This is a genomic window from Nonomuraea helvata (genome assembly GCF_039535785.1).
Classification (GTDB): Bacteria; Actinomycetota; Actinomycetes; order Streptosporangiales; family Streptosporangiaceae; genus Nonomuraea; species Nonomuraea helvata.
In genome coordinates, this window is record NZ_BAAAXV010000005.1 from 365,386 (window position 1) to 390,453 (window position 25,068).

Genomic DNA, 25,068 nt, shown 5'->3' on the forward strand with positions numbered 1-25,068 from the left:
GATCGTTTCCGGATGTCCGAGGCGCGGCACCGCACCATGGGCATCCGTCTTCACAGGCCGAGCGTAGGCTCACCCACTCCGTCCAGGATCGACGAAGGCGGGGCGGCGAATGATGCCGCCCCGCCTTCTGCCGTACAAGAGGTGAGGTTTCGACCTTCAGACTCAGTCGCGGTCCCGCCCGTGCTCGCACGGGCGGGGCGGCTCAGTCGCGGTGGAGCTTCCGGTACGTGACGCGGTGGGGGCGGGCGGCGTCAGCACCGAGGCGCTCGATCTTGTTCTTCTCGTAGTCGGCGAAGTTGCCCTCGAACCAGAACCAGTTCGACCCTTCCTCCCACGCCAGGATGTGCGTGGCGATGCGGTCGAGGAACCACCGGTCGTGCGAGGTGATCACCGCGCAGCCCGGGAAGTCGAGCAGGGCGTTCTCCAGCGACGACAGCGTTTCCGTGTCGAGGTCGTTGGTGGGCTCGTCGAGCAGCAGCACGTTGCCGCCCTGCTTGAGGGTGAGCGCCAGGTTGAGCCGGTTGCGCTCGCCGCCGGAGAGCACCCCCGCCTTCTTCTGCTGGTCGGGGCCCTTGAACCCGAACGCCGCGATGTACGCCCTCGACGGCATCTCCACGTTTCCGACCTTGATGTGGTCGAGCCCGTCGGAGACGACCTCCCAGACGTTCTTGTTCGGGTCGATGCCGCCGCGGCTCTGGTCCGCGTACGAGATCTTGACCGTGTCGCCGACCGTGATCGAGCCGGTGTCGGGCGTCTCGCCACCGGTGATCATGCGGAACAGCGTGGTCTTGCCGACGCCGTTGGGGCCGATGACGCCGACGATGCCGTTACGCGGCAGATCGAACGTCAGCCCCTCCATCAGCAGCCGGTCACCGAAGCCCTTGGTCAGCTCGTCGGACCTGATCACCGTGGTGCCCAGGCGCGGGCCCGGCGGGATCTGGATCTCTTCGAAGTCCAGCTTGCGGTACTTGTCCGCCTCAGCCGCCATCTCCTCGTACCGCTGGAGTCGGGCCTTGCTCTTGGTCTGGCGGGCCTTCGGGTTGGACCGGACCCACTCGAGCTCGTCCTCCAGGCGCTTCTTCCGCTTGACGTCCTTCTGGCCCTCGACCTTGAGGCGCTGTGCCTTGGCCTCCAGGTAGGTCGAGTAATTGCCCTCGTACGGGTACGCGCGGCCGCGGTCGAGCTCCAGGATCCAGTTTGCGACGTTGTCGAGGAAGTAGCGGTCGTGGGTGACGGCCAGGACCGTGCCCGCGTACTTCTCCAGGTGCTGCTCCAGCCATTGCACGCTCTCGGCGTCGAGGTGGTTGGTCGGCTCGTCGAGCAGCAGGAGATCGGGGGCCTCGAGGAGCAGCTTGCACAGCGCGACCCGGCGACGCTCACCACCGGACAGCTTCGTCACGTCGGCGTCGGGCGGCGGGCAGCGCAGCGCGTCCATGGCCTGCTCGAGCTGGCTGTCGAGGTCCCACGCGTTGCGGTGCTCGAGCTGGTCCTGCAGCTTGCCCATCTCTTCCAGCAGCTCGTCGCTGTAGTCGGTGGCCATCTGCTCGGCGATCTCGTTGTAGCGCTGGAGCATCGCCATCGTCTCGGCGACGCCCTCCTGCACGTTGCCGAGGACGGTCTTCTCCTCGTTGAGCGGCGGCTCCTGCTGGAGCATGCCCACTGTGAAGCCCGGCATGAGCTTGGCCTCGCCGTTGGACGGCTGCTCCAGGCCGGCCATCATCCGGAGCAGCGTCGACTTACCGGTGCCGTTCGGCCCCAGGACGCCGATCTTGGCTCCGGGCAGGAACGACAGCGTGACGTCGTCAAGGACAACCTTGTCGCCGTGCGCCTTGCGCACGCGCTGCAGCGTGTAGATGTACTCCGGCATGCCCTCTAGCTTAGGGGCTCCGCACCCAGGCTTCTGCCGCTCCTCCCGCTACACCCTTGCAAGAGCGACCACAGCCCACCGGCTCCATGGCTGGGCGCTGGATGTGCCGATGGCGGGAAAGCGGCCCTTTGCTCAGTACGACGCCTGCGAGAGCGGGCATGAGGACGGAGCCGACATCCCACCGTCAGACAGGAACGCAGCCGACATCCCACCGTCAGACATGGGGACGGCGCCGACATCGCGAGGTCGGACATGACGCGGAGCCGTCATCCGGCCGTCATCCGCCCGTCGGGCCTCGAGCATCGGGCGTCCGGCGTCCGGCGTCGGGCATCGGGCATCGGGCATCGGGCATCGGGCATCGACACGAAATCGGCATCCCGCCATTGAGGATCGGTGCAGGGCAACGCGTGGCCCGAGTGGGCGATCCCGCCCCAGGTCAGGAGTCGGTGCCCGAGGGGGACGGAGTCGGGAGGCGGCGCGCTTGGGTGGAGTCAGAAGGCGGCGTGCTTGTGGGAGCGAGGCAGAAAACGGCATCCCTGGGCAACCGCCCCAGGAAGCGGCGTACCTGGGGACGGGTCAAGGGTTGGGGTCGTTGGGGAGGGAGCCTGGGGGCGGTGTCTGGACGACCGGGATGCAGACGCGGTCCCGTCCCAGCTCCTTAGCCCGGTACAGTGCCAGGTCGGCGGCGGCCAGCAGGTCGATCAGGTCGTCTCCGTGAACGCTCATCAAAGCCACCCCGGCCGAGACGGTCACCCTGACGAGGTGGTCGTCGACGGGAATCGCCATGTGGCCGATGAGGGCGCGGAGGCGTTCGGCGACCTGGCGGGCCTCGCGGCCGTCGGCGCCGGGCAGCAGGACCACGAACTCCTCACCCCCGAACCTGCCCACCACGTCATAGTCCCGTAGCTGGGTGCGCAACGTGGACGCCACACCCACCAGCACCTGATCGCCGACCAGGTGGCCGTGGGCGTCGTTGACCCGTTTGAAGTGGTCGATGTCGATGATCAGGACCGCCAGGGTGCCGCCGGTCCTGCGGGCCCGGACTATCTCGGTGTCGGCCTCGCGCTGCCAGGCGGCGGCGTTCAGCAGGCCCGTCTTGGCATCGGTGCGGGCGGCGGCCTGGAGCTGGGCATGGAGCAGGCTGCGCTGCAGCAGCACCACCGGCGGCAAGGCCAGGATCAGCAGGGACAGGTTGAGGCCGCAGCAGATCGAGACAGTGACGCCCAGGCAGAGCTCGACGATGTCGAGCATCAGGCTCTCGCGGTTCCACAGGACGTCCCGCCACGCGATGTCGGGGTCGGCGGTATGGGCGGCGATCGCGATGAGGGCGATGTTGAGCAGGGCGAACAGCACGGCCGCCGCCACCGCGTAGAGGATCGGCGGGCCGCTGCCCTGTGACAGCACCCACGGATCATTGACGAACCGGTGGAACGCGACGGAGGCCGTACACCCGGCCAGCCCGATGGCGGCCGAGGTGAACACCCGGCGGTAGAGAACGGTAGCCCGCACCCGCATCTGCAGCAGGACCTGCAGCACGATCGGCGCGAAAATGGCGTAGAGCGGCGGCAGAAGCAGCGCCACCGGTAGCCACCACGCCGACAGCAGGTCCCGCGAGACCCCGGCGGGCATGCCCAGCCTCCGGGTGGCCTCGATGCAGACCGCGCCACATGCCATGAGAGCGCCGAACGTGAGCATGTCACGCCACTGGAAGACGGTGGTCACGGCGCAGACCATGATCGCTGCCAGATCGAGAGCGACGATCGCGCACAAGTAGACCACGAGAGGGCGACGTTGCCCCAGCAGCGGCCAGCGACCCGCCAGGGTTGACACACCGTCGCCAGATCTGATCGAGGCGTGACTGGTCGCCGCCATCTCGTCTCCTCTCAGACTAACGATGTGTAACACAATAATTGCGGAGTGTGCGATGTGCGATGGGAACGGATACGTTGGCAATGACTACACACACCTGCTCATGCCGAGGGCAGGCCGTGTTGGACAGCCGTGCTGGAAAGGAGCAACCATGGTGCGGGGCGTGATCTGGACCTGAACAGATGCTCTGGCCATCTGCCGTGAGTAACAACACCATCGGCCGGCCGCCCTCGGGGTCAGTCAACGGGAACCACGGCCGGTGCCCCCTCCTCCCCCCTCCATCCAACCCTTCTCTGCGTTTCTGCATCCCTGCGCTGCATCCACCAGCGCTTCTCCTTTCGCGGCCCCCTCCAGGTCGTTCTGCGCCGCTGCGATGCCCTGTGCCGATGGTGCGGGGGCACCGGGTTGGCGGTCGATGCCCCCTGCACGTGATGACGTGCCCTACGCCGCTACTCGTTCCGCCATCGCCAGTTCGCCCGCGTCGCCATCCATCTGGGGCGTCGTCTCGTCAGCCTCGGCACCCAGGATGCGTACTGTGCCGTCCCCCGAGGAAGGTGCCAGGCCGTCCTCCTCTTCCGAGGAAGGTGCCGGGCTGCCCTCTTCTCCCGAGGAACGTGCCGGGCTGCCCTCTCCGTTCAGCGGACGCAGAGTGCCGACCTCCTCGTTCAGGGAACGCACGGCCGCACCCGGCGACGGCGGGGTGTCGCCTTCCGTGGTCAGAGTGCGTGCCGCGTCGTAGTCCGTCCCCAGGGAGCTGTCGGTCTCCAGGGTGTGGAACGGGTTGGCCTCCGTGGTGGAGCGTGAGCGGGGCAGGCTCCTGAGGCTGCGGGTGCTGCCCATGGCCCAGTCGCGGGTCTCCTCGTCCAGGCGGTCGCGCATCTCCTTGCTCATCGACACCGTCCCAGAACGGTCCGGCTTGGCGAAGACGCCGGTGCCCCAGCGCAGGTCGTGCCCCACGGCGCTGGCCTCTATCTCGGGCACGAAACGGCGATCACCCTCCGGGCCGAACTCACGGATACGCAACTTGCCCGAGACCACCACAGGGTGTCCTGCCCGGATGGAGGCGGCGACGTTGTCTCCCAACGCGCGCCAGCAGCGGACCGTGAAGCACACCCGCTCGCCGTCCGTCCACTGGCCCGTCTTCTTGTCGAAGTAGCGGTGGGAGGAGAACACCTTCAGAGAGGTGACCCTGCTGCCGTCCTCGAAGCTGTACTGCCTCGGCTCTGCTGCGACGTTGCCGGTGAGTGTGATGTAGATGTCGTTCATCCCGTGCCTCCCATGCGGCGGGCCTGCTGCCCGCGATCTGGGAAAAGGGTGCCGGGGGAAGGACTGCTTCCGGGCTCTGGAACGCCGTTCTGTGGATGGAGGCGTCGCAGTTCACCGAGGCTGTGGATGGAGGCGTCGCAGTTCGCCGGGGCTGTGGATGGAGACATCCGCCGTAGTGACGGTGGTCGCAGCACCCACAGCCACGTGGCGTCAGGCCGACAGGTCTCTCATGGCCGTGTAGAAGGCGTGGTGGCGGGCCAGTTCGCGCTCCACCGGCTCCACGACCATCGTCGCCGACACGGCCCCCACCCGCCGCCTCATCTCGCGCTCGAGCCGCTCACGCTCGCGAGAGGCCCCGAGCTCGACGAAGTTGCGGGACGCGATCCCCGACAAGGCCCCGAGTCCCAGCACCGACGCCATCATGAGCCCCACCCACGGCAACGTCGCGCTGTCGCCCAGCAGTTCCAGCGCCGGAGGCAACTGCCCGGGCATCAGCAGGCCGACCCCGAGCCAGGCCAGTCCGGCCACGAACGCCACCACCAGGACGTACTGCCACACCTGGAGCACCCGCCACCACGCGGGCACCCGGTCGAGCTGCGGCGCCACCTCCGCGAGGTCCTCGGACAGGGCCTGCGGGAGCTGGCCCACGCGGGACCTGGCCGCCTGGTGCACGGCGCTCCGCCACACGGGGTGCATCCCCACGGACAGCCCGTCGGCGAGCGCCTGCACGGCGTTGGCGACCTCGGCCGACTGCGCGGTGACCGAGCCGGTCGTGATGCCGCGGATCTCCTCCCCCACGTCCTGCAGGCGCAGGGTCTTCAGCGGGTCCGAGCGGAACTTCGAGAACCACCGCGGGTACGGCCAGCCGACCCACTGGCTCGACCGCTCCGCGTAGACGTTCTCCATGGCCTCGCCCACGGCCGGCACGCCCACCGCGTCGCACAGCGCGTCCGTCAGCCCCATGCGGCGGGCCTCGTCCACCGTGGACGGCGCCGACAGGGCCTCGCCCAGCGGCATCGCCTTGCTGAGACGCTGCTCCAGCCGGTGCAGGTCAGCCTCGAGCTTCTGGATGGCGGCACGCCGGCGGGCGACCGCCGTCGCGATGACGCTCCTGAGGCTCTCGATGCCCCGGCCCGTGACCGCGGAGGTGGGTACGACGCTGGGATGCTCGACGCCCTCGCGGCGCAGCAGGTCGTTGAGGTCGATGACCAGCTCGGCCAGCTCCTCCTTGGTGAGCTTGTCGGCCTGGTTGAGCGCGAACACGGTCACCGCCTCGTGCCCCGCCAGCTCCGTCACGTAGCGGCGGTGCGTGGACGCGTCGGCGTACTTCTGCGGGTCCAGCACCCACACCACCAGGTCCGCCAGGCCGATGAGCCGGTCGGCCTCGGTGTCGGTGAGCGCCCTGATCGAGTCGTGGTCGGGCAGGTCGAGCAGGATCAGCCCGTGGAGCTGACTGTCTCCCTTGTCGAGCGCGCTGGCCCGGGAGAAGCGGTGCCGCCACTGGATCTGCAGCCAGTCGAGCAGCGGCCCGGCTCCCTCCAGCCCCCACACACAGGCGTGCGTGCGGGCCGTGGTCGGCCGGCGTACGCCGGTGGGCGACAGCTCGAGCCCCGAGATGGCGTTGAACAGCGACGACTTGCCACTGCCCGTGCCGCCCGCTAGGGCGACCACGGTGTGCTCGGACGAGAGCTTGAGCCGTTCGCCGGCCTGCTGCAGCAGCGCGTTGGCCTCGTTGAGCAGCTTCCTGTCCAGCCGCCCTGGACCGTGCTCGACCACTTTGGTGAGCGCGGACAGCCGTGAAGCAGGCCCTGGCCTGGTGGTCATGGTCGTCATCGGACGACCTCGAGGTTGTACGACGCCTGGTAGAGGCGGGTCGCCGCGGACTCGTCTGGAATGCCCGCGGAGTCGAGGGCTTGCACGTAACGCATGGACTCCTCGTCGAACAGCATGCCGATCCTGGCGCGCAGATCGCTGAGCGCCTTGGCGCCGATGCCCCGCAGGGACTCCGCGCCGAGCAGGGCGTTGACCAGCCGGTGCGGCACCCCTTCGCCGTTGCTCCCGCTGAACATCGCCACTGTGAAGATCAACGCGAGCGCGTCGGGATCGAACGACACCAGTTTCGACACCGACCGCTTGGCCACACCGTCGGTGCGCACCAACTCGCTCAGGTGCTCCTGCCACGACGCGATGGCACGGCCGGTGTGACGTACGAGATTGTCGGACGGCCTGTCGAGGCCATCACCGAGCTTGGCGCCCAGCTCGGAGCGGTGCCGCCAGCGCGCGGCCACCTCCTCGGAGGCGCGGTTGGCGGCGGCGACGATCACCGATTCGAGCCCGGCGCGGATCGCCGCCTTGAACGCCAGCACCCGCTCCGGGGCCTGCTTGGCCGCCCGGCCGCGCTTGCGCAGCTGCAGCGAGCGCATGAGGTCGCCGGAGCCGGCGAAGTCCTGCCAGCGGGCCAGCACCTCGCCGTGCAGCAGCGAGCCGTTCTTCGACGCCTTGTCGATCTCGCTGAGCGCGCTGCGGAAGGCCGCCTCCACGTCGCTGCGCAGCTCCGTCCGGAACGCGACCTCGCCCTCGAGGTGTCTGGCCAGCGCGGGTACGCGGGTGCGGAAGCTGTTGAGCACCCCGTTGAGCGTCTCGCGCACCGCCTGGGCCCTGCGCGCCTCGTCCACCGACAGCTCGGCCAGCCAGAGCCGCAGGTCGGTGACCTCGCTGTCGGGCAGCCTGCCGTCGGTGACCTTCGACTCACTGATGACGAACCTGTCGATCTCGCCCAGGCCGTACTCGGTCAGCATCCGTACGAAATGCTTCAGAACGACCTCGGAGGACCTGGGCTGCATCCGCGACAGCACGATCGCGAGGCGGGCGCCGCGCTCCTTGGCCAGTTTCAGCAGGTTCCAGGCGGGGGCGTCGGCGTAGCGGGCCGCCGTGGTCACGAAGATCCACAGGTCGGCGGCGTCGAGCATGCGGTGGGCGATCTCGTGGTGCTCCTCGACGACCGAGTCGATGTCCGGGGTGTCGAGCAGCGCGACGCCCTGCGGGAGCTTCTCGGTCGCGACGACGACCACGCTGCCCATTCCGGCCTCGGGGGAGAGCTTGTCGAGACGTTGGAGGCCGCCGAGCAGCTCTCCCTCCGCGAACCACTCCCGGTCGTCCGGGTGGCAGACCAGGACGGGGACGCCGGTGGTCGGGCGGCGTACGCCGGTGCGTGAGACGTTCTTCTCGGCCAGCGTGTTGACCAGAGTGGACTTGCCCGCGCCGGTGGAGCCCGCGATCACGATGAGGGCGGGGGCGGTGCTGGTCCTGACCCGCGGCAGCACGTAGTCCTCGAGCTGGGCCAGGAGTTCGGCTCGCGCCTGCCTGGCCTCCTCGACGCCGGGCAGGTCGAGGCCGAAGCGCAGCTCGGCGACGGTGTCCCTGAGCGTGTCGAGCGCCGCCATCAGCGCCTCGGCGGCCTCGGGCGGCAGCTCCTCCCGGCGCTGCTGCCCCACCTGGGGCTCGGCGTCCGCGGCTTGCGCCTGCTCGTCCTCCGGCGCCGCGGCTTGCGCCTGCTCGTCGTCCGGTGCCGCGGCTTGGGTCTCCTCGGCGGGCTGCTCTTCGGTGCTCGGCTCCTCCGCCTCGTCCCGCGCATCAGGCTCGTCCAGCACGTCCCCGGCGAGGGGCACGTCGTGTACGACGGCAGGCGCCTTGCGGGCTCCGGGGCCGCCGAGCGCGGCGGGCTTCACGAAGAGGGAGGGCGGCTCGAACTCGGGCGCCTCGGCGGGATCGTCGGACCCTGCGGACACGCCTTCAGCCACGCCGGCAACGGGCTCCTCGGACACGGCGTCATCGGCTGCGGCGGCGGGATCGGGCGTGGGCTGGTCCGCCGTGTCGGCGGACTCGAAGGACACGGGCGGATCCGGCGCCACGGCCGGCTCGAGGTCCGTCGGCTCCGAAGCCCCCAGAGCGGGGTAGGTGAGCTCGAAGTCGGTCGCTTCGGAGTCGGTCGGCTCTGAGTCGGCGGCCTCGGAGTCCGTCGCCTCCGAGTCGGCCGCGTCGAAGTCCGTCACGTCGGAACCGAGCGGCTCGGAGTCGGCCGCCTTCGAGTCCGTCACCTGGGAGTCGGCCGGCTCGGAGTCGGCCGCCTTCGAGTCCGTCGCCTCGGAGTCCGTCACCTGGGAGTCGGTCGGCTCGGCGGAAGCCGGTGGTTCGTCCGGAGCAGCAGCAGCTCCCTCCGGAGCCTCGGTGTCCTCCGAAGCCGGAGGCTGGTTGGCAGCGCGCCCGCCGCCCGCGGCCTTCCGTGCCCCCTTCGTGCCGAACGCGTCGAAGCCGTCGTCGTCCGGGCCCTCGGCCACGTCCTCGTCACGCACCGCGTGGAAGCTCAACGTCTGCTCCCCCGGCGCCTCCTGCCGCCCGTCATCCATGGCCGTGTTCACGGCAAGCGCTCCGCTCGAACCATCTCGACCTCCTGGCCGACCCTCACGACGTCGCCGACGATGACGATCGCCGGCGGCCGGATCCCAGCCGCGGACACGCGGTCGGCCACGGTGGAAAGCGAAGCGATGACCGCCCGCTGGGTCGGAAGGGTACCGTCCTGTACCACCATTGCGGGAGTCTCCGGGGAACGTCCGTCTCGAAGGAGCGCCTCGACGACGTTGGGCAGCCGTTCGACGGCCATCAGCAGCACCAGAGTGCCGTGGGAACGGGCCAGCGCGGGCCAGTCGACGGTGGACCTGGGATCGTCCGGCGCCACGTGCACGGAGATCACGTGGAACTCCTGGCTGACCCCCCGGTGCGTCACGGGGACGCCGGCGGAGGCGGGCACCGCGACGGCGCTCGTGATGCCGGGAACCACCAGCACGGGGATGCCGGAGCGGGCGCAGGCGATCATCTCCTCGCCGCCGCGCCCGAACACGAACGGGTCGCCGCCCTTGAGCCGGACCACGAACTTGCCCTGCCTGGCGCGGTCGATGAGCAGCTCGTTGATGGTCTCCTGGGACAGCGACCGCCCGTAGGGGACCTTGGCGGCGTCGATCAGCTCGACGTCGGGGGCCAGCTCGTCGAGCAGCGCCCGGGGCGCGAGCCGGTCGGCGACCACCACGTCGGCCTGCGCGAGCAGCTGCCGCCCGCGCACCGTGATCAGGCCGGGGTCGCCGGGACCGCCGCCGACGAGGGCCACACCGACCGGCTTGGTGCGGTTTCGCCGGGCGTCGACCGTGCCGTCGCGCAGCGCGCCCACGACCGCGTCCCTGATGCCGGCGGCCCTGCGCGGGTCGCCGCCCGCGGTGACCGCCACGCTGATCTCGTCGACCCGACCCGTGGCGGGCGTCCAGGCGGCTGAGGCGTCCTTGTCGTCGGCCCGTACGCACCACACGCGCTTGGCCTCCGCCTCGGCGGCGACCGCGGTGTTGACGGTCCTGTCGTCGGTGCAGGCCTGTACGAGCCAGGCCCCGTCGCAGTCGCCGACCTCGTAGGGCCGGGCGTGCCAGGTGACCCTGCCGGCGGCGATCAGGTCGTCGAGCGCCGGCGTCACGCTCGGCGACACGACCGTGACCTCCGCACCGGCCTCTAGCAGCGCGGGCACCCGCCGCTGTGCGACGCGCCCGCCGCCCACGACGAGGACCCGGCGGCCGGAAAGCCGCAGGCCGAGGAGGTAGGGACCCATGGGGGGAATCTCCCGTTCGCGAAGGTTTGTGTTAGGACGTAAACCTACCGGCTCTGACTGCGTCATTTGCTGCGCACGGGTTAACGTCCGTCGAGAAGGGGCTGCCGCGGATCCCAGCGTGGCCCGCCCTGCTCGTCCTTACGGCGTCTGGCCATCGCTGACAGCGCCTCAAGGATAACCCGGTTCCCGAGGTACGCGGTGATGTCCGCGTGGTCGTAGGGCGGCGCCACCTCGACCACTTCCATGCCGGCCACGGGCAGTTCGTAGCAGATCCGGCGGACGGAGTCGAGCAGCTGCCTGGCGGTCAGTCCGCCGGGCTCGGGCGTCCCGGTGCCGGGCGCGTGACCGGGGTCGCAGACGTCGATGTCCACGGACAGGAAGACCTGGTCGCACTCGTCGAGCGCGATCGCGAACGACTCCGTCAGGCACTCCTCCAGCCCGCGCGCCACGATCTCCGTCATTTCGTACGAGCGCATGTCCTGCCGGGCCATCCAGCTCAGCGTCTCCGGCTCCGGCCAGTAGCCGCGCAGCCCGATCTGGAGAAACCTGTCGCCACGGATGGCGCCGGACTCGATGAGCCGCCGCATCGGCTGCCCATGTCCGTAGAGATGGCCGAACTCGATGTTCCCGGTGTCGGCGTGCGCGTCGAAGTGGATCATCGAGGTACGGCCGGGCGCGTGGGCCCTGGCGGTGCCGCGCGCGTCCGGCAGCGCGACCGTGTGGTCGCCCCCGAGCACCAGCGGGATCGCCCCCGAAGCGGCCACGCGGTGCACGGCCTCCTCGATCGCGGCCAGCGAGCCTTCGACGTCGCCCGAATAGCACTCGACGTCACCCGCGTCGAGCACCCGCAGGTCGCGCAGGGCGTCAACGCGCAGCGCCAGGCTGGGCCTGGAGCCGTCGTGCGGCAGGTAGCAGGCCTGGCGCAGCGCCATCGGGCCGAACCTGGCACCGGGGCGGTTGCTGGTGCCGCCGTCGAAGGGGGCGCCCACGATCACCACGTCCGCGTCCTCGTACGAGGCCGGTTCGCCGAGATCGCAACGGTCCACACCGAGGAACGTGATGTCGGGGCCGTACATGGGGCCGTATCGGGACAATGGTCAACTCCTCACACGGGCTTCTCAGTCACTCCCGCGGAGTCGAACGTGGCCACGTCGTGCATGACCCGTACGGCGGCGCAGATCACCGGGTGCGCGAGCAGCCCGCCCGAGCCCTCGCCCAGCCGCAGCTCGAGGTCCACCAGCGGGCGCAGCCCGAGGTGGTCGAGGGCGACGGCGTGGCCGGGCTCGGCCGAGCGGTGGCCGGCCACGCAGTGGTCGAGCGCGGCGGGGTCGAGGGCGGCGGCCACGAGCGCGGCGGCGCCGGCGATGACGCCGTCGAGGATCACCGGCACGCGGGCCGCGGCGCCGCCCAGGATGAGGCCGGCGATGGCCGCGTGCTCGAACCCGCCGACCGCGGCCAGCGCCCGCAGCGCCTCGCTGGGCGAGATCAGGGAGCCGGACAGGCCGTTCGTGCGCAAGGCGTCGCGGACGACGTCCACCTTGTGCTGGTACATCTCGTCGTCGATCCCGGTGCCCCTGCCGGTCACCTCGGCCGGGTCCCGGCCGGCGAACACGGCGATCAGGGCGGCGGAGGCCGTGGTGTTCGCGATGCCCATGTCGCCGGTGATCAGGCAGCGGGCGCCGGACGCCACCAGGTCGCGGGCCACGCCGATGCCGGTCTCCAGAGCCCTGACCGCCTGGTCGACGCTCATCGCGGGGCCCTTGGACATGTCGTCGGTGCCGTACCCGATCTTGCGCTTGACCAGGCCGGGCCCGTCGGGCAGGTCGGCGGCGACGCCCACGTCCACCACCGTGACCGACACGCCGGCCTGGGCGGCGAAGGCGTTGGCGACCGCGCCGCCGGCCAGGAAGTTGGCCACCATCTGCACCGTGACCTCCTGCGGCCACGGGGTGACGCCGCGGGCGTGCACGCCGTGGTCGCCGGCGAAGATGGCCAGCGCGGCGGGCTCGGGCATGGGCGGCGGGGTCACGCCGGCCGCGCCGGCGAGACGTACCGCGATCTCCTCCAACTGACCCAGCGAACCGCGGGGCTTGGTGAGGCGGTCCTGGTACGCCTGAGCCTCCGCCATGGCGTGAGGATCGGCGGGGCGGATCGCGGCGAGCGTCTCAGCGAGCACGGCAAACCTCCACTTACGGGACGAGTTGGAGCGCTTCCTCGTATCGGTCGATCACGACGTCGGCCAGGGTCTCGCAGTCGCCGATCACCTCGGCGCAGCGAATGTCAAGGTCGGGGTGTCCGGCGCCGTACGCCAGCGCCTGGGCCCACACGCGCTCGAGCATGCCGCCCGCGAACAGCAGGTACGGCACCACGATCACGCGCTTGGCCCCCAGACGGCGGCAGCGCTCGAGCCCGCCGGGCACCCCGGGCGGGGTGACCGACACGAACGCGGTCTCGACGGTCATGAAGTCGTAGGCGTGGGTCTCCCAGAACAGCCGGGAGACCCGGTGGATCTCGGCGTTGGCCACCGCGTCCGTGGAGCCCTCGCCGACCAGCACGATGGCCGTCTCGCCCGGCTCGACCTGCGCGAGGGGGTCGTCGGCCGGGGGCGAGTCGACCGCGCGGAGCCGGGGCCTGGCGCCCACGAGCTCGAGCGAGCGGGGCTTGGAGATCTCGATGGCCGCCTCGTTCAGCCGCTCGGCCAGCAGCGACAGCACGCGGGGGTCAGGGCCGAGGGGGCGGCCGTAGTCGTACATCAGGGTCGGGTGCCGCTTCTGCTCCAGCTCCATCGCGGCAGGGAACTCCTCGCCCATCCTGCTGAGGCTCAGGGGGAGCGCGACGAGCCGGTGGTGTCCCCTGGCGACCAGGGAGGCGACGGAGTCGCTCAGCCGGGGAGAGGCACGTTCCAGGTAACCGCCGGAGACGTCGGCGCCCGACTGGTCGAGCCGGCAGCGAAGCCGGTGTACGAACCTGCCGAACTCCGCGGCGTAGGCGTCGTCCTGTGAGCCCTGCCCGATCAGCAGGAGCGGCGGCTTCATCGTGAGGGAATCTCCGGTCCAGTAGACAAAGACACGCGAGGATAACCGATGCGCCCCGGTAGGGAACAGGTCACGCTGTGTGTGCGGGTGTCGCGTGCACCACGAACACGGGGTCGGAGGCGGTCAGACGGTGGGAGCCGTCGGGGTCGAGCGTCAGCTTCGAAGCCAGGATCTGGGTGCCCTCGCTACGGTAGCCGTGCTCGCGCAGCCGTTCGAGCACGGCCGAGACCTGCTCGACCTTCCGGAGCGCGCACACCAGCGTACGCGGGCCGCGCGCGGCGCAGGCGAGCACGACGTCGATGCCGCCGCCACCCACGAAAACGGCGTCGGGGTCGGGCAGCGGCTCCAGCGCGGGCGGTGCCTGGCCCCTGGTCAGAGCCACTTTGACGCCGTGTTGGAGCACGTTGGCGCGGAGCCTGGCGCACGATTCCTCGTCACGCTCGACGGCCATGACGGCCGCGCCCATCCTGGCGCACTCGACGGCGATCTCACCCGCGCCCGCGCCCACGTCCCAGACCAGGTCGCCGAGCCGGGGACCCAGCTTGGCCAGGATGAACGCGCGCACCTCCGCCGGAAGCGCGCCCTCGAACGGCAGCGCCCACTCGGCCGGGCCCGGCTGCGCACCCGCCACCCAGCCCGGCTCCTTGGACCGGTGCAGCGGGTCGATGACGAGGACCACGTCGGGATCCTTCCACGGCCTGGTCGTCGCCTCCCCCATGCGGCTGTGCGTGACGCGCTCGTCGGGGCCTCCGAGGTCCTCGCAGACGATCAGCGCGCGCGGCGTGGTCGGCGCCAGCTCCCTGGCGATCTCCCCGGGGCCGACGCCCGGCGCGACCAGCAGCGCGACCTTGGGGTGGGCGCGGCAGGCGTTCACGACCCGGTCGAGCCGGCTCGGGCCCGACGGGGCGACGACGAGCGCGTCCTCCCAGCTGAGGCCGGCGCACGCGAAGGCGCGGGTGACGAGCGAGATCGCCGGCACCACCTCCGGCTTGAGTCCGTGCGCCCGCAGCCGGCGGACCACGCCGAAGAATCCGGGATCGCCCTCCGCGACCACGACCACGGGGCCCTCGCCGTGCTCGAGGTGGTCGTCGAGGACCTCCAGCAGCGAGTCGTCGGCCACGGTCGGCGCGGTGAGCTTGAGCTGCCCGAGCACGGCGTCGGGGCCCACGACGAGCCTCGCCTCCTGCAGCTTGGCCACCGCCCTGGCCGAGAACTCGTGCCCGTCCCAGCCGACCACCGTGATCATTGCGCCTCACCGTCCTCACCACAAGGGTGACGGGTGCGGAGGGGTTTCACAAAGGGTACGAGGGTCAGTCCGGTGTCCCCTCAGGCCAGGTCGGACGGGATGAGGCTGTAAACGATCATGTCTTCGCCGCCGAGTGAGGAGCGGGCCACGCCCTCGCGGACGAAGCCCGCCTTCTCCGCCACCCGCTGGGAGGCCGTGTTGGTCACGGCCGCGCGGAGCTGGAGCCGGCGGAAGCCGTGCCGCTCGAACAGCCAGCGCGCGATCGCCACGACGGCCTCGCCCGCGTACCCCCTGCCACGGGCCCACGGCGCGGTCATGTAGCCGACCTCGGCCGTCCGGCTCATCCAGTCGAGGTCCCTGACGTCGAGGTTCGCGGCGAAACGGCCGGTTTCCAGCTCTTCGACCGTCCAGCCGATGCCCGCGCCTTTCATCCGCATCCGTTCGGAATAGTCGATGAACGCCCGCGCGTGCTCCTGCGTGTAGCCGGGCGGCACGCCCGTGTTGGCCTGGGTGACGGGGTCGGCGGCGGTGGCGGCCAGGTCGGGCACGTCCTCGGCGGACGGCGGCCGCAACAGCAGCCTCTGGGTACGCAGCTCCGTCCTGGGCAGCGCGGCGCAGGGCAGGCTGCCGTCGTCGCGAAGCAGGCCGAAGATGACCAGGTCGTGCGCCCCGTCGTCCTCCAGCACCGCGGCGCGCAGCACGCCCTCCCAGGTGAAGCCGGCTTTCAGCGCCACGCGGAGCGAGGCGAGGTTGTCGAGGTTGGCGGTCAGGTCGACCCTGCGCAGCCCGACGGTCCCGAACGCCCATTTCACCAGCCCTCGCACCGCCTCGGTGGCGAAGCCGCGGCCTCGGTAGAGGGGGTGCACGCCGTAGCCGACCTCGGTCGTGCCCGTGGTCCACGAGGTCTTGAACAGGCTGATCGCACCCACGATGAGGCCCTCGGCGTCGACCATGGCCAGGTGCAGGCCCTGACCCGAGCGGCGCAGCTCGTGCACGCCGCTCGACAGCCACGGGGTGATGCCGGACGTCTTCACGGGAGCGCCGGGCGGGAGGAACCGGGCGCCGGACCGCACGATCGAGCGGATCCTGGCGGCGTCTTTGAGGCCGAACGGCCGGAGCGTCAACCGTTCTGTGGCGATGCTCACATCAGCGTCGAACACGCTCGGCAGCGTACACATTCGCGATGTTTGCCCACGAAAGCGGGGGTAGGGGCGCAATTGAGAGGAGTGAGGGGACTATGGAGCAACGTCGGAGCGACAAGCACGGTCCACGCCTTGACGAGCAGCAGAAGCACGAGACCGAGGGCATGGTCCGCGGCGGCGGCAGCACGCACGCCGAGGAATGGAAGGAGCCCGAGGCCATGCCTGCACCCGGCGAGGGACCGCAGCAGTCGTACCCGCCGGGGCACGAGCCCGGAACCCCGTCAGGCATCACGCAGCGGGGCGTCGACATCCGCAGCGACCTCGCGAAATGGCTGAGCGACGCGCATTGGCCCGCGTCCAAGGACGATCTGGTGCAGCACGCGGAGAGCGCCGGCGCACCGGATGAGGTGACGGACATGACGCGATCCCTCCCCGACCGCCGGTACGCGAACGTGGCCGAAGTGGCCAAGGCCCTCGGTCTCGGCGTCGAGAAGCGGAGGTGGTGAGCGGTGCGGCTCGACTTCATCCGACCGCTGTACGAGCGGAGCGGCCCGTACGCGTCCGTCTACTTCGGCGCGTACACGGGGACGGAGCGCGAGGCCCACTGGCGTGGCGTGCGTGACCAGCTCGAGGACGAGGCCGACAAGGCCACCCTGGAGGCGCTGGAGGAGGAGTCCCAGCGGCCCGCACCCGGTCGGGCGATGTTCGGCACGCACGGCGACGTGGTGCTGTCGGAGGCGCTTTCCAGGGCGCCGTACGACCTGGGCAGCTGGTCGCCGCTGCCGCACGTCACGCCCATGCTCATGATGCGCGGCGAGAACGTCCCGCACCTGCGGGTCATCGTGGACCACGCCGGGGCCGAGCTGACGGTGTTCGGCGGCGGGTCGCCGCGCCGGGCCGTCGTGGAGGCGGCTGACTGGCCGCTGCAGAAGACCGCGCAGGGCGGCTGGTCGCAGAAGCGGTACGAGCGCGCGGTGGACGAGGCCTGGGAGAAGAACGCCGTGGCCGTCGCCCACGAGGTCGACGAGCAGGTCCGCCGCATCGGCGCGGAGCTCGTCCTGGTCGCGGGCGAGCCGAAGTCCCGCTCGTACCTGCTGCACCATCTTGGCACCAAGTCCGCCGACCGGGTCATGATGGTCGAGCACGGCAGCCGGGCCGACCACGGGCAGTTCGAGGAGGACGTGGAGCGGGCGCTCGACCAGTGGCTCGACCGCAGGCGCGCCGAGCTGCTGGAGCGGCACCAGGAGATGTCGGGGCCCCACGGGATGGCCCGCGTCGCGCAGGCACTGCGCGAGGGCCGGGTGCACGCGGTGCTCACACCCGGCGAGCTGCCGAACCCCATCTGGATCGGCGAGGGCGGCACCCAGCTCGCCACCGACCCGAACGAGCTGCAGCGCTGGGGCGTGAACGAGCCGGTCAAGGAGCGCTCGGACGCCGCCCTGGCCAGGGCCGCCGCGATGACGGACGCGGAGCTGTGGTTCTCCGACGCCGTCAAGGACGTGGCGGCCGTGCTCAGGTACTGATGATCACCTCGAGGGTACGGGGGCCGTGCACGCCCTCGACCCGGTTCAGCTCGATGTCACTGGTGGCCGACGGGCCGCTGATCCAGGTGAGCGGGCGTGCCGGGTCGAGCCGGGCGACGGCCTCCGGCACCCCGCCCACGATCTGGTCGGCCCGCACCACGCACAGGTGGTAGTCGGGAACCAGCGTCTGGGCCCGCGTGCCCTGGCCGGGGCCGTGGTCGAGCACGATCGTGCCGGTCTCCGCGATGCCCACCGCGCAGTACGTGATCACTCCGTCGGCGGTGTCGAGGTCGGTCCAGCCGCCCTCGCGGTCGAACCCCTCCGGGACGATCATGCGGCGGCCTGCGACGACCTCGTCGATCTTCGCGGGTACCTCGGCGGCGGGGAGCACGTGCACGATGGCCCGGTAGTCGTCCACCCGCTCGGCGAACAGGCCTACGAGATCCTCCACCTGCGGCGCCGTCCGGTAGTGCCGGGGGATCTCGACGTCCGCCGCACCCGCGACCGCCTTGCCGATCCGTGCGAGGATCTCCTCACGCGCGCTCATTGCGCTCCCACCAGTCTCTGAAGGATTCTTCCGGAATTTCCGGCATGTCCCTGGTGTCGGTCCACGCCGACATCGGCCCGGGCAGACGTTTCGGTATGAGCCCGCGCAGGCGACTCGCCGCACGCTGGGCCTTGGCGAGCCGTTCGTGGTCGTTGAGTATCCAGCCGGCCACCTTCATGCCGGCCCGCTCCGCCGCCGCGTGCGGGGCCTTGGCCCGCAGGTCCACCAGGACCTCGGGGATGTCGATGGCGACCGGGCAGACCTCGTAGCAGGCGCCGCAGAGGCTGGAGGCGAACGGCAGCGAGGCGTCCAGGTCCGATGACATGCCTCTGAGCTGCGGGGTGAGGATGGCGCCGATCGGGCCCGGGTAGACCGAGCCGTACGCGTGGCCGCCCGCGCGCTCGTACACCGGGCACACGTTCAGGCAGGCCGAACAGCGGATGCAGCGCAACGCCTGGCGGCCCACCTCGTCGGCGAGCACGTCCGTGCGGCCGTTGTCGAGGAGCACCAGGTGGAAGTCCTGGCCCTCGACGGCGCCCGTCCACATGCTCGTATAGGGGTTCATCCGCTCGCCTGTGGAGCTTCTCGGCAGGAGCTGGAGGAACACCTCCAGATCCCGCCAGGAGGGGAGGAGCTTCTCGATCCCGACGACGCTGATGAGCGTCTCGGGGAGGGTCAGGCACATGCGGCCGTTGCCCTCCGACTCCAGCACGACCAACGTGCCGGTCTCGGCGACCATGAAGTTGGCCCCGGAGATCGCGACCTTGCTCTTGAGGAAGCGTTCGCGCAGGTGGAGCCGGGCGGCCTCGGCCAGCGCGGGCGGGTCGTCGGTCAGGTGCGGCGGGACCTTGGGCATCTTCTCCAGGAAGATCTCGCGGATTTCCGACCGGTTGCGGTGGATCGCCGGGACCAGGATGTGGCTGGGGAAGTCGTCGCCGAGCTGGACGATCAGCTCGGCCAGGTCCGTCTCGTACGCGGTGATGCCCTGCTCGGCCAGCGCCTGGTTGAGCTCGATCTCCTGGGTGGCCATCGACTTGACCTTGACCACCTCGGTCTCGCCGGTGGCCTTGACCAGGCCCGCGACGATGGCGTTGGCCTCGGCGGCGTCCCTGGCCCAGTGGACGGTGCCGCCCGCCCTGGTGACCGCCTCCTCGAGCTGGATCAGATAGCGGTCGAGGTTGCGGAGGGTGTGGTCCTTGATCGCCTTGCCGGCCGCGCGGAGCTCCTGCCAGTCCGGCAGCTCGCCGACGACGTTCGCGCGCTTGCCTCGGATGGTGTGAGTGGCTTTGCGGAGGTTGTAGCGGAGCTGCGAGTTATGAACGGCTTTAGCAGCGTTTTTAGGGAAATTTCCGGGCATGCCGAGGAACGTGGCGCTCATTGGGCCTCCTCCGTGGATGCGAGGATCTCGGCCAGGTGCATGGTCCTGACGCCGGTCTTCTGGCGGCTCAGCGTGCCGCCGATGTGCATCAGGCACGAGTTGTCCGCCGCGCAGAGCACTTCGGCGCCGGTGTCGAGGATGTTGCGGGTCTTGTCGGCGCCCATGGCCGCGGAGACGGCCGGGTTCTTGACCGCGAACGTGCCGCCGAAACCGCAGCACTCCTCCGACCCCGGCAGCGGGACCAGCTCCAGGCCGCGTACGTTCTTCAGCAGCCTGGTGGGCCGGTCGCCGAGGTGGAGGCCGCGGAGCGAGTGGCACGTCGGGTGATATGTCACCCGGTGCGGGAAATATGCGCCGACGTCCTCAACCTTCAGCACGTCGATCAGGAACTCGGACAGTTCGTACACCTTCGGCGCGACCTCCGCGATGGCCGCCGCTCCCCTGCTGCCCGGCCTGGCCAGCTTCGGGTACTGCTCCCGGACCATGGCCGCGCACGACCCCGACGGCGCCACGACGGCGTCGTACCCAGCGAACACCTCGGTGAAGTGGCGGGCCAGCCGCACGCCCTCCTCCCGGTAGCCGGTGTTGACGTGCATCTGGCCGCAGCACGTCTGGGCGGCGGGGAAGTCCACGTCGCAGCCGAGCCTGCGCAGGAGCGACACGACGGCCCTGCCGGTGCCGGGGAAGAGCGTGTCGTTCACACACGTGATGAAAAGGGCGACTCGCACGACCCTCCTTCCAAGGTATGGTCCGACCACAGTATGGTCAGACCATATCGAACCACTTCCTTTCCGGCCACCATGAGGGGGCTCCGTTGGACGAAGGCGGCTGGCGTCCCGTCAAGCGAACGCGGACGTTCGAGGAGGTCCTCGCACAGATCGAGCGGCGCATCACCGAGGACGGGCTCACGGCAGGCGACCGGCTGCCCGCCGAACGCCAGCTCGCCGAGCAGCTCGGCGTCAGCCGCTCCTCGGTACGCGAGGCCATGCGCGTGCTGGAGACGCTGGGCGTGGTGTCCTCGCAGGTGGGGCGGGGGCCGGACGCGGGGGCCGTGCTCACCTCGCGCCCCGACACGGCGCTGTCGGACCTGCTCAGGCTCCACCTCGGCCTGGCCAGTCTGGAGATGCGCGAGGTCATCGACGCCCGCCACATGATCGAGCAGTGGGCCGCCGTCCACGCCGCCTCCACACAGGCCGACACATCCGCGCTCGCCGCCGCTCTTTCCGGGATGGACGCGGCGAAGTCCGCGGAGGAGTTCGTGGAGCACGACACGGCCTTTCACTGCGCGATAGCGGACGCGTCGGGCAACCGGCTCATCGCCGCCATCATGCGCTCACTCCGGGACTCGATGCGGAGGTACTCGGTCGAAGCGGTGCAGCGCCTGGGCGACACGTCGATCCTGCGCGCCGACCACGTACGCATTCTCGAGGCCATCGAGCGCGGCGAGGCGGGCGAGGCCGCACGGGCGGTCTCCGAGCACCTGGCACACGCCTACCCCTCGCTTTTCGGTCACTGACGCATGTCGGCCTGCCGGCAGGTGGCGCCCGAGCAGGCCGCCATCGCCGACAGCCGGGCCTCGAGGTTGGCCAGCAGCGCGGGATCGGCGCCCGCGGCCAGATTGTGCAGCTCGTACGGATCGTCGTGCAGGTCGTAGAGCTGCTTCTCGCCCGTCCCGTACTCAACATAGGCGTACTGGTCCGTACGCAATGCCCGATAGTTGGGCACCGGAGTCTGGGCGGCCGACGCCGCGTTGGCCGGCCTGTTGAACTCGACCAGCACGTTCGCGCGCCACTCCGCAGGCGGCCGCCCCTTCAGCAGGGGAACCAGCGACCGCCCCTCCGCGAACGGCGGCACGGTGGCCCCGCCCAGCTCGGCGAAGGTCGTCGCGAGGTCCACCGTCGAGCCCAGCTGATCGATCATGGAGCTCGCCTTGACGCCGGGGCCGCGGACGACCAGGGGGACCCTGATCGCCTCGTCGAACGGGGTGGTCTTGCCCTGCCTGAGCCGATGCGTACCGAGATGGAAGCCGTTGTCCGAGGTGAAGAAGATGTAGGTGTTGTCGAGCTGGCCGGCCTGCTGGAGCGCCGTCACCACGGAGCCGACGAGGTCGTCCACGCCGAGCATGGCCCGCATCCTGGCGCGGTAGCGCTCGTCGATCTCGTCCATGCCCTCCTGCGAGATCTCGGGCCTTGCCTGCAGCCAGAGCGGCTCGGCGCTCACGTCCGCCTGGTTGAACGAGGGTGTCCGCGGCGCCGTGCTCCCGGCGAACGCGTTCGCGTGCCGGACGGCCGGATTGTCCGGGTTGTGCGGGCCGATCGGCGCCAGATACAGGAAGAACGGCTTCTCCGTCGAGCCGGCGATGAAGTCGGCGGCCTTGCGGGCCAGCACGTCCGACAGGTAGTCCTGCTCGGTCCAGCCGTAGTCGAACAGGGCGCCGTTCTCGTTGAGCCGGTAGCCGTACTCCTCGTAGAGGGCGCGGACCGGTACGTCCCATTCGTCCCACCCGGGCGGCACGAACGACTCCTCGGCCGTTCCCCCGGGGTAGTGATTGAGGTATTTGCCCATCAGCGCCGTGCGATATCCGGCTTGCTGCATCCAGGTCCCGATAGTGGAACGTTCCAGACCTAGCTCGTGAAAGCGGTCGAACCCTCCTTCGGGGGCGGTGTTCGTCAGAACGCCATGGCTGTGGACGTACTGGGAACGCAGGATCGACGACCTGGACGGACAGCACCAGGAGTTCGTCACGAAGAAGCGGTCGAAGAAGGCGCCCTGGCGTACGAGGTGCTGGGTGATGTTCGGAAAGTACGGCAACGTCCCCGTTTCGAGGTCGTCGGCCATCACGAGCACGATGTTCGGCCGGGACTTGCCCTCAGCCATCGCGGTCCCGGCCGCCGTCTGGAGGAGAAGCAGAAGGCAGGCGAGACGACACAGACCTTTGATCACAGAGTGTCACTTCCCCGCAAGATCCACCATTGACACGTGAGGCCGAGGCGGCCGTAATAGAACTTAATTCCGGAGGTGTCACATGAAACTCGGCCTGAACCTTGGCTACTGGCAGCGCCACGCCGACGACGCGACCGAGTCGGTGCTCGCGGCGGAGCGGCTCGGCTACGACTCGGTGTGGACGGCAGAGGCGTACGGCAGCGATGTCTTCACCCCGCTGGCCTGGTACGGAGCACGGACGAGCCGGATCAAGCTGGGCACCTCGATCGCCCAGATGTCGGCCAGACCACCCGTCACGACGGCGATGACGGCGATGACCATCGACCACCTCACCGGCGGCCGCCTGCTGCTCGGCGTGGGCGCCTCGGGCCCTCAGGTCGTGGAGGGCTGGTACGGCCAGCCGTTCGCCAGACCCCTGGCCAGGACCCGCGAGTACATCGAGATCATGCGCAAGGTCTGGCGCCGCGAGGAGCCGGTCACCAGCGACGGCCCGCACTACCCGCTCCCGCTCGCGGGCGGCCTGGGCAAACCGCTCAAGCTCATCACACATCCGCTCCGCTCCGACATCCCCGTCTACCTCGGCGCGGAAGGGCCCAAGAACGTCGCCCTGGCCGCCGAGATGGCACAGGGCTGGCTGCCGCTGTTCGCGTTCCCCTCCAAGATCGAGGAGATGTACGGCGAGGCGCTCGCGGGCGCTTCCGAGGGCTTCGACGTGGCGGCCATGGTGATGGTGGTCATCTCCGACGACGTACGGGCCGCGCTGGACGGCGTGAAGATGATGCTCACGCTGTACATCGGCGGCATGGGGGCCAGGCACCGCAACTTCCATGCCGACATCATCGGCCGGATGGGCTACGCCGAAGCGGCGGAACACATCCAATCGCTCTACCTCTCCGGACGGAAGGACGAGGCGTTCCGGGCGATTCCGGACGAGCTGGCCGACGGCATCTCGCTCGTCGGACCGCCCGGGCGGATCAAGGAACGTCTGGAGCTCTGGCACAAGAGCCCCGTCACGAGCCTCCTGGTCATGGGCCCGCGCGACGAGCCCTCGCTGAAGCTCATCCGCGACCTGGTCCTCGGCTGAGCACACGCACACGCACACGCACACGCACACCGCCCAGGATCAGCCGGTGCGGCCGATCGGGGTCGAGCCGGGCGCCGGGTGGGGCTGCTGCGGTGAGAACGCGTGCACGGTGCCGGGCTCGGCGGCCCGGGGAGCGCGGGCGGCGCGCTGCAGCCGCGTCAGCTCGCGTACCGTGCCCGCGCAGAGCAGGGCGGCCACCGCCGAGCAGGCGAGCTCCAGCACGCCCACCCCCGTCAGGCCGCCGGCGGACGAGGCGAGCGGCACCCGGATCGTGATGAGCGCGAGCGTGGCCAGCCAGGTCAGCCACCACGCCGCCAGCATCGCCACCCACCGCCCCCGGCGCCCCGCGGGCGGCCTGGTGCCGTGCCACACCTCGTCCAGCAGCACCACGGGCGCCACCAGGTTGACGCCGGGGATCAACCAGGCGGCGGCCACGGGACCGGAGGTCGCCGAGCGGTCGTTGGCCTGCCTGGCCCGCACGAGCCACGTCACGTAGGCGGCGGCCGCCGCTATCGAGGTGCCCGCCACCAGCATCAGGAGCACCGCGAACGCCGTCACCGCCCCCACCACGGCCTCCGCGTCGGCCCCCTGCGGGCGGCCCCCGAAGGCGGCGAGCTGGGCGGCGAGGTGACGGCCACGGATCTGCTCGAAGATCACGAGGGCACCGAGGGAGATGACCTGGGCGGCAAGCGTCACATATACGGCAAAGGCGGCTCTTGTCGGTGGTGCCTGTGTGTAGCGCACGTTGTTCTCCCCCCGGGCCATGCGCTGAGGTTCTGATTCACTTTTATCCCGGGAGCCCCGCTGCTAATCAGCTCACGACACCGGATTCCCACGCCCAAGCTGCGATTTCAACTCGATTGCGGACACCGAGCTTGGCGAAGATGCTGCCCAGGTGCGTCTTCACCGTGGAGAGCGACACGAACAGCTCCGCGGCCACCTCCTGGTTGGTGCGGCCCCTGGCGATCAGGCGCACGACGTCCAGCTCGCGGTCGGTCAGCGGGTCGTTCATGGCAGGCACGGCCCGCTTGGGCTGGGCCAGGTGCTGCAGCAGCCGTACCGTCACCGACGGGGACACCAGCGCGTCGCCCGCCGCGGCGGCCCTGACCGCCTCGATCAGCAGCGTGGGGCCGCTGTCCTTGAGCAGGAAGCCGGTCGCACCGGAGCGCAGGGCTCCGTAGACGTACTCGTCCAGGTCGAACGTGGTGACGATGACCACCCGCAGGGGGTTCTCCACGCCGGGACCCGCCAGCGCCCGGGTCACCTCAAGCCCGTCGAGCTTGGGCATCCTGATGTCGAGCAGGCACACGTCCGGCCTGAGCCGCCTGGCCTCGGACACCGCCTCGGCGCCGTCGGCCACCGCGGCGACGACCTCCATGTCCGGTTGAGCGGCCAAAATCATCTGGAAGCCGGTTCGTACCAGTTGCTGGTCATCGGCGATGAGAACCCGAATAGTCACGACCCCAACTCTAAGGATCGTCCGTTCGGCCGAGGCGGAAATGGTCGCACGGCCGATCCGCC

The 25,068-nt window shown here is 70.3% G+C and carries 21 protein-coding genes; 4 read left to right on the forward strand and 17 right to left on the reverse strand.

All coding sequences use genetic code 11. The features are described from left to right. Nucleotides 1-202: 202 nt before the first annotated feature. The 11 genes from ettA to ABD830_RS21115 all read right to left on the reverse strand — a co-directional run bounded on the left by ettA (nt 203) and on the right by ABD830_RS21115 (nt 16,090). Nucleotides 203-1,867 (reverse strand): energy-dependent translational throttle protein EttA, encoded by a 1,665-nt coding sequence (gene ettA, locus ABD830_RS21065; RefSeq protein WP_344989795.1) that lies wholly within the window; start codon nt 1,865-1,867, stop codon nt 203-205. 576 nt (nt 1,868-2,443) lie between these two features. Next, nucleotides 2,444-3,739, reverse strand: a complete 1,296-nt coding sequence (locus ABD830_RS21070) for a sensor domain-containing diguanylate cyclase (RefSeq protein WP_344989797.1) — start codon at nt 3,737-3,739, stop codon at nt 2,444-2,446. A gap of 438 nt (nt 3,740-4,177) precedes the next feature. Next, entirely contained in the window at nt 4,178-5,002 is an 825-nt protein-coding gene (locus ABD830_RS21075; protein WP_344989799.1) for a single-stranded DNA-binding protein, read from the reverse strand. A 210-nt stretch (nt 5,003-5,212) separates the two neighbouring features. Beyond that, nucleotides 5,213-6,835, reverse strand: a complete 1,623-nt coding sequence (locus tag ABD830_RS21080; RefSeq protein ID WP_344989802.1) for a GTP-binding protein — start codon at nt 6,833-6,835, stop codon at nt 5,213-5,215. Beyond that, nucleotides 6,832-9,420, reverse strand: a complete 2,589-nt coding sequence (locus tag ABD830_RS21085) for a dynamin family protein (protein WP_344989804.1) — start codon at nt 9,418-9,420, stop codon at nt 6,832-6,834. The genes ABD830_RS21080 and ABD830_RS21085 overlap by 4 nt, the downstream gene beginning before the upstream one ends. Continuing rightward, a complete protein-coding gene (gene cobA, locus ABD830_RS21090; RefSeq protein WP_344989807.1) occupies nt 9,417-10,649 on the reverse strand; it encodes a uroporphyrinogen-III C-methyltransferase in 1,233 nt (410 codons plus the stop codon). Before cobA ends, ABD830_RS21085 begins: the two co-directional genes overlap by 4 nt. A gap of 80 nt (nt 10,650-10,729) precedes the next feature. Further along, on the reverse strand, nt 10,730-11,743 hold the full coding sequence (gene speB, locus ABD830_RS21095) for an agmatinase (protein ID WP_344989810.1): 1,014 nt from the start codon (nt 11,741-11,743) through the stop codon (nt 10,730-10,732). Nucleotides 11,744-11,754: 11 nt separating this feature from the next. Beyond that, a complete protein-coding gene (gene cobT / locus ABD830_RS21100; RefSeq protein WP_344989812.1) occupies nt 11,755-12,825 on the reverse strand; it encodes a nicotinate-nucleotide--dimethylbenzimidazole phosphoribosyltransferase in 1,071 nt (356 codons plus the stop codon). 13 nt (nt 12,826-12,838) lie between these two features. Beyond that, a complete protein-coding gene (locus ABD830_RS21105) occupies nt 12,839-13,684 on the reverse strand; it encodes a sirohydrochlorin chelatase (protein ID WP_344989815.1) in 846 nt (281 codons plus the stop codon). A 70-nt stretch (nt 13,685-13,754) separates the two neighbouring features. Then, nucleotides 13,755-14,930, reverse strand: coding sequence for a bifunctional cobalt-precorrin-7 (C(5))-methyltransferase/cobalt-precorrin-6B (C(15))-methyltransferase (locus ABD830_RS21110; RefSeq protein ID WP_344989818.1), 1,176 nt, complete (start codon nt 14,928-14,930; stop codon nt 13,755-13,757). A gap of 80 nt (nt 14,931-15,010) precedes the next feature. Continuing rightward, nucleotides 15,011-16,090: a GNAT family N-acetyltransferase gene (locus ABD830_RS21115; RefSeq protein ID WP_344989821.1), complete on the reverse strand. Its 1,080-nt coding sequence runs from the start codon at nt 16,088-16,090 to the stop codon at nt 15,011-15,013. A 77-nt stretch (nt 16,091-16,167) separates the two neighbouring features. Here ABD830_RS21115 and ABD830_RS21120 point away from each other — a divergent pair, with 77 nt between their 5' ends. Together ABD830_RS21120 and ABD830_RS21125 are read left to right on the forward strand one after the other, a co-directional pair. Next, nucleotides 16,168-16,578, forward strand: coding sequence for a DUF2795 domain-containing protein (locus ABD830_RS21120; RefSeq protein ID WP_344989824.1), 411 nt, complete (start codon nt 16,168-16,170; stop codon nt 16,576-16,578). Between the two features lie 3 nt (nt 16,579-16,581). Next, nucleotides 16,582-17,595, forward strand: coding sequence for a baeRF2 domain-containing protein (locus tag ABD830_RS21125; protein WP_344989827.1), 1,014 nt, complete (start codon nt 16,582-16,584; stop codon nt 17,593-17,595). On the opposite strand, the gene ABD830_RS21130 is transcribed toward ABD830_RS21125, so the two are convergent. From ABD830_RS21130 to ABD830_RS21140, 3 genes are read right to left on the reverse strand one after another with little or no spacing between them, the layout of a single operon-like run. Further along, a complete protein-coding gene (locus ABD830_RS21130) occupies nt 17,585-18,142 on the reverse strand; it encodes a LutC/YkgG family protein (protein ID WP_344989830.1) in 558 nt (185 codons plus the stop codon). The two genes, ABD830_RS21125 and ABD830_RS21130, sit on opposite strands and share 11 nt — an antisense overlap. Further along, on the reverse strand, nt 18,129-19,520 hold the full coding sequence (locus ABD830_RS21135) for a lactate utilization protein B (RefSeq protein ID WP_344989833.1): 1,392 nt from the start codon (nt 19,518-19,520) through the stop codon (nt 18,129-18,131). Before ABD830_RS21135 ends, ABD830_RS21130 begins: the two co-directional genes overlap by 14 nt. Next, nucleotides 19,517-20,248: a (Fe-S)-binding protein gene (locus ABD830_RS21140; RefSeq protein WP_344989834.1), complete on the reverse strand. Its 732-nt coding sequence runs from the start codon at nt 20,246-20,248 to the stop codon at nt 19,517-19,519. The genes ABD830_RS21135 and ABD830_RS21140 overlap by 4 nt, the downstream gene beginning before the upstream one ends. Nucleotides 20,249-20,334: 86 nt before the next feature. Here ABD830_RS21140 and ABD830_RS21145 point away from each other — a divergent pair, with 86 nt between their 5' ends. After that, entirely contained in the window at nt 20,335-21,036 is a 702-nt protein-coding gene (locus ABD830_RS21145) for a FadR/GntR family transcriptional regulator (RefSeq protein ID WP_344989836.1), read from the forward strand. Here the strand turns inward: ABD830_RS21145 and ABD830_RS21150 are convergent. After that, complete coding sequence (locus ABD830_RS21150; RefSeq protein ID WP_344989839.1) at nt 21,030-22,397, reverse strand: sulfatase family protein; 1,368 nt, start codon at nt 22,395-22,397, stop codon at nt 21,030-21,032. The genes ABD830_RS21145 and ABD830_RS21150 overlap by 7 nt on opposite strands. 148 nt (nt 22,398-22,545) lie before the next feature. Here ABD830_RS21150 and ABD830_RS21155 point away from each other — a divergent pair, with 148 nt between their 5' ends. Further along, nucleotides 22,546-23,547: an LLM class F420-dependent oxidoreductase gene (locus ABD830_RS21155; RefSeq protein ID WP_344989842.1), complete on the forward strand. Its 1,002-nt coding sequence runs from the start codon at nt 22,546-22,548 to the stop codon at nt 23,545-23,547. A gap of 39 nt (nt 23,548-23,586) precedes the next feature. Here ABD830_RS21155 and ABD830_RS21160 read toward each other — a convergent pair whose 3' ends face one another. After that, nucleotides 23,587-24,312, reverse strand: a complete 726-nt coding sequence (locus ABD830_RS21160) for a DUF4328 domain-containing protein (protein WP_344989845.1) — start codon at nt 24,310-24,312, stop codon at nt 23,587-23,589. A 46-nt stretch (nt 24,313-24,358) separates the two neighbouring features. Beyond that, nucleotides 24,359-25,006 (reverse strand): response regulator, encoded by a 648-nt coding sequence (locus tag ABD830_RS21165; protein ID WP_344989848.1) that lies wholly within the window; start codon nt 25,004-25,006, stop codon nt 24,359-24,361. Nucleotides 25,007-25,068 lie beyond the last annotated feature (62 nt).